2 rRNA genes are annotated in these 5376 nt (G+C 55.8%); both read left to right on the top strand.

Annotated features, from left to right (window positions below):
• Positions 1-247: 247 nt before the first annotated feature.
• Positions 248-1765, top strand: a 16S ribosomal RNA gene (locus ACGFIF_RS44315).
• 454 nt (positions 1766-2219) lie between these two features.
• A 23S ribosomal RNA gene (locus tag ACGFIF_RS44310) occupies positions 2220-5345 on the top strand.
• The 16S and 23S rRNA genes sit together here, the layout of an rRNA operon.
• The last annotated feature ends 31 nt before the right edge of the window (positions 5346-5376 follow it).

Raw genomic sequence — 5376 nt, 5'->3', positions numbered from 1 at the left:
CGCGGTGTGCGTCCGATTCTTGAGAACTCAACAGCGTGCCGAAAGTCAATGCCGAAATTGTTTTATCCCCGTTCACAGGCATTGGATGATTCTTCAGCCCTTGGTCTTTGACTTTGGGTGGGGGTTGTTTGTTGTTCTGTGGCGGATTCCTTTGAAGTATTTTTTGATTCAAGTCAGTTTGATTGTTTCTGATTCAAAGGATCACTCGATGTGTCGACTCACCAGTTTTCTGGTTTGTCATATTTTTTCAACGGAGAGTTTGATCCTGGCTCAGGACGAACGCTGGCGGCGTGCTTAACACATGCAAGTCGAGCGGTAAGGCCCCTTCGGGGGTACACGAGCGGCGAACGGGTGAGTAACACGTGAGCAACCTACCCTCAACTTCGGGATAAGCCTCGGAAACGGGGTCTAATACCGGATATCACCACATTCTTCATGGTTTGTGGTTGAAAGTTCTGGCGGTTGGGGATGGGCTCGCGGCCTATCAGCTTGTTGGTGGGGTAATGGCCTACCAAGGCGTCGACGGGTAGCCGGCCTGAGAGGGCGACCGGCCACACTGGGACTGAGACACGGCCCAGACTCCTACGGGAGGCAGCAGTGGGGAATATTGCGCAATGGACGAAAGTCTGACGCAGCAACGCCGCGTGAGGGATGACGGCCTTCGGGTTGTAAACCTCTTTCAGCAGGGACGAAGCGAGAGTGACGGTACCTGCAGAAGAAGGACCGGCCAACTACGTGCCAGCAGCCGCGGTAATACGTAGGGTCCGAGCGTTGTCCGGAATTATTGGGCGTAAAGGGCTCGTAGGCGGTTCGTCACGTCGGGAGTGAAAACTCGGAGCTTAACTCCGAGCCTGCTTCCGATACGGGCAGACTAGAGGTAGGCAGGGGAGAGCGGAACTCCTGGTGTAGCGGTGGAATGCGCAGATATCAGGAAGAACACCGGTGGCGAAGGCGGCTCTCTGGGCCTTACCTGACGCTGAGGAGCGAAAGCGTGGGTAGCGAACAGGATTAGATACCCTGGTAGTCCACGCCGTAAACGTTGGGCGCTAGGTGTGGGGGACATTCCACGTCCTCCGTGCCGCAGCTAACGCATTAAGCGCCCCGCCTGGGGAGTACGGCCGCAAGGCTAAAACTCAAAGGAATTGACGGGGGCCCGCACAAGCGGCGGAGCATGCGGATTAATTCGATGCAACGCGAAGAACCTTACCTGGGTTTGACATATAGGGAAATCCTCCAGAGATGGGGGGTCCGTAAGGGTCCTATACAGGTGGTGCATGGCTGTCGTCAGCTCGTGTCGTGAGATGTTGGGTTAAGTCCCGCAACGAGCGCAACCCTCGTCCTATGTTGCCAGCACGTTATGGTGGGGACTCATAGGAGACTGCCGGGGTCAACTCGGAGGAAGGTGGGGATGACGTCAAGTCATCATGCCCCTTATGTCCAGGGCTTCACGCATGCTACAATGGCCGGTACAAAGGGCTGCGAAACCGCAAGGTGGAGCGAATCCCAAAAAGCCGGTCTCAGTTCGGATTGGGGTCTGCAACTCGACCCCATGAAGTCGGAGTCGCTAGTAATCGCAGATCAGCAACGCTGCGGTGAATACGTTCCCGGGCCTTGTACACACCGCCCGTCACGTCATGAAAGTCGGCAACACCCGAAGCCGGTGGCCTAACCCTTGTGGAGGGAGCCGTCGAAGGTGGGGCTGGCGATTAGGACGAAGTCGTAACAAGGTAGCCGTACCGGAAGGTGCGGCTGGATCACCTCCTTTCTAAGGAGCACGAAACACCCACTGTGGTGGGTGTTCATTCATCACTGCTCGAGCGTTCGTCTCGGGGTGATGGTGCTTCGGACTGTGGAACATTGACCATTAGGCCAGGATCCTGACCGATCGAGCTAGTACTGCTCCTTGTGAGTGTGGAACGTGAGTGGGGTTGGGTGATGGGTCGAGGCGCGCTGTTGGGTCCTGAGGAATCGGGCCTTCCCGTATGGGTTGGACTGGTTTTTCTGGGTCACAGCCACACTGACTGTTGTTGGTGTGGTGGGTGGCTGGGGCCGGCTCTCACCAAACCGTTGGTGTGGGTGTTTGTTCTGGGTGTGTTGTTTCCCTGGGGTGAATGTTCACTTGATAGGTGGTGTATGTGGGCTGGTGTTCCTGCCCGTATTTTGAGAACTGTATAGTGGACGCGAGCATCTCTTTGTAGCGATTTTGTTTTGTTTTGTTGTGACAAGCTACTAAGGGCAATCGGTGGATGTCTTGGCACCAAGAGCCGATGAAGGACGTTGGAGCCTGCGATAAGCCCCGGGGAGTTGGCAACCAAGCTGTGATCCGGGGGTGTCCGAATGGGGAAACCCAGCTGGCATTCTAAAGCCAGTTACCAGTGCCTGAACACATAGGGTTCTGGAGGGAACGCGGGGAAGTGAAACATCTCAGTACCCGCAGGAAGAGAAAACAATTGTGATTCCGTGAGTAGTGGCGAGCGAAAGCGGATGAGGCTAAACCATGTGCGTGTGATAGCCGGCGTGCGTTGCGTACATGGGGTTGTGGGAGCATTCAGACCTTGATGCCGTGAGGTCGGGGAGTTATAAATCACTGTTGAAGTCGAATCTTCTGGAATGTTGAGCCGTAGTGGGTTATGGCCCCGTAGGCGTAAGACAGTGACTTCCGAGTGTTTTCCCAAGTAGCACGGGACTCTTGAAATCCCGTGTGAATCTGGCGGGACCACCCGCTAAGCCTAAATACTTCTTGGTGACCGATAGCGGACTAGTACCGTGAGGGAAAGATGAAAAGTACCCCGGGAGGGGAGTGAAATAGTACCTGAAACCGATTGCCTACAATCCGTCGGAGCATCTCCTTTGTGGGGTGTGACGGCGTGCCTTTTGAAGAATGAGCCTGCGAGTTAGTGGTGTGTGGCGAGGTTAACCCGTGTGGGGTAGCCGTAGCGAAAGCGAGTCTGAATAGGGCGTTTTAGTCGCATGCTCTAGACCCGAAGCGGAGTGATCTATCCATGGGCAGGTTGAAGCGTGGGTAAGACCGCGTGGAGGACCGAACCCACCAGGGTTGAAAACCTGGGGGATGACCTGTGGATAGGGGTGAAAGGCCAATCAAACTCCGTGATAGCTGGTTCTCCCCGAAATGCATATAGGTGCAGCGTCGCGTGTTTCTTACCGGAGGTAGAGCACTGGATGGTCTAGGGGGCTTACCGGCTTACCGAAATCAGCCAAACTCCGAATGCCGGTAAGTGAGAGCGCGGCAGTGAGACTGCGGGGGATAAGCTCCGTAGTCGAGAGGGAAACAGCCCAGATCACCAGCTAAGGCCCCTAAGCGATTGCTAAGTGGAAAAGGATGTGGAGTTGCCCAGACAACCAGGAGGTTGGCTTAGAAGCAGCCACCCTTGAAAGAGTGCGTAATAGCTCACTGGTCAAGTGATTCCGCGCCGACAATGTAGCGGGGCTCAAGCAATCCGCCGAAGCTGTGGCATTCACACTCGTACCCGGCCAGAACTTGTTTCTGGTCCAGGTGTGTGGATGGGTAGGGGAGCGTCGTGCAGCGTGTGAAGCAGCCTAGTGATGGAGTTGTGGATGCTGCACGAGTGAGAATGCAGGCATGAGTAGCGAATGACGGGTGAGAAACCCGTCCGCCGGATGATCAAGGGTTCCAGGGTCAAGCTAATCTGCCCTGGGTAAGTCGGGACCTAAGGCGAGGCCGACAGGCGTAGTCGATGGACAACGGGTTGATATTCCCGTACCGGCATTAACACGACCCGACCGAACCTGCTGATGCTAAGTCAACTAAGCCATGATGTCTTCGGATGGATTGGTGGCGTTGGTGACCCGAGGTGGTAGTAGGTGCATTGAGGAGTGACGCAGGAGGGTAGTCCAACCGCGGCGATGGTAGGCGCAAGCTGATCCGCGGGCAAGGTGGTAGGGCGAGGCATAGGCAAATCCGTGTCTCATTGAGCCTGAGAGCCGAGGCGGACCCGTTTAGGGGAAGTGGATGATCCCATGCTGCCGAGAAAAACTTCGCAGTGAGTGTTAGAGCCGCCCGTACCCCAAACCGACACAGGTGATCAGGTAGAGAATACCAAGGCGATCGAGTGAACCATGGTTAAGGAACTCGGCAAAATGCCCCCGTAACTTCGGGAGAAGGGGGGCCGGATCCGTTACCTCACTTGCTGAGGGAAGCGGTGATGGCCGCAGAGACCAGGCCCAAGCGACTGTTTACTAAAAACACAGGTCCGTGCGAAGAAGTAATTCGATGTATACGGACTGACGCCTGCCCGGTGCTGGAACGTTAAGGGGACAGGTTAGCTGGTTTCGGCCGGCGAAGCTTTGAACTTAAGCGCCAGTAAACGGCGGTGGTAACTATAACCATCCTAAGGTAGCGAAATTCCTTGTCGGGTAAGTTCCGACCTGCACGAATGGCGTAACGACTTGGGCGCTGTCTCAACCATGGACTCGGCGAAATTGCATTACGAGTAAAGATGCTCGTTACGCGCAGCAGGACGGAAAGACCCCGGGACCTTTACTACAACTTGGTATTGGTGGTCGGTACAACTTGTGTAGGATAGGTGGGAGACTGTGAAACTCGGACGCCAGTTCGGGTGGAGTCATCGTTGAAATACCACTCTGGTTGTTCTGGCTGTCTAACTTTGGTCCGTTATCCGGATCAGGGACAGTGCCTGGTGGGTAGTTTGACTGGGGCGGTCGCCTCCTAAAAGGTAACGGAGGCGCTCAAAGGTTCCCTCAGCCTGGTTGGCAATCAGGTGTCGAGTGTAAGTGCACAAGGGAGCTTGACTGTGAGACAGACATGTCGAGCAGGGACGAAAGTCGGAACTAGTGATCCGGCGGTGGCATGTGGGAGCACCGTCGCTCAACGGATAAAAGGTACCCCGGGGATAACAGGCTGATCTTCCCCAAGAGTCCATATCGACGGGATGGTTTGGCACCTCGATGTCGGCTCGTCGCATCCTGGGGCTGGAGTAGGTCCCAAGGGTTGGGCTGTTCGCCCATTAAAGCGGCACGCGAGCTGGGTTTAGAACGTCGTGAGACAGTTCGGTCCCTATCCGCTGCGCGCGCAGGAGACTTGAGAAGGGCTGCCCCTAGTACGAGAGGACCGGGGTGGACGAACCTCTGGTGTGCCAGTTGTTCCGCCAGGAGCACGGCTGGTTGGCTACGTTCGGGAGTGATAACCGCTGAAAGCATCTAAGCGGGAAGCACGCTTCAAGATGAGGTCTCCCACCGGGTTAACCGGGTAAGGCCCCCAGTAGACCACTGGGTTGATAGGCCAGAAGTGGAAGCACGGCAACGTGTGTAGCTGACTGGTACTAATAGGCCGAGGGCTTGTCACACACCACACATGGCGTGGGCAAGACTCAAACA

Source organism: Kribbella sp. NPDC049174, from assembly GCF_043197365.1.
Lineage (GTDB): Bacteria > Actinomycetota > Actinomycetes > Propionibacteriales > Kribbellaceae > Kribbella.
The sequence above is the reverse complement of the archived record's forward strand: the minus strand, read 5'-3'. Positions and strand labels throughout refer to the sequence as shown.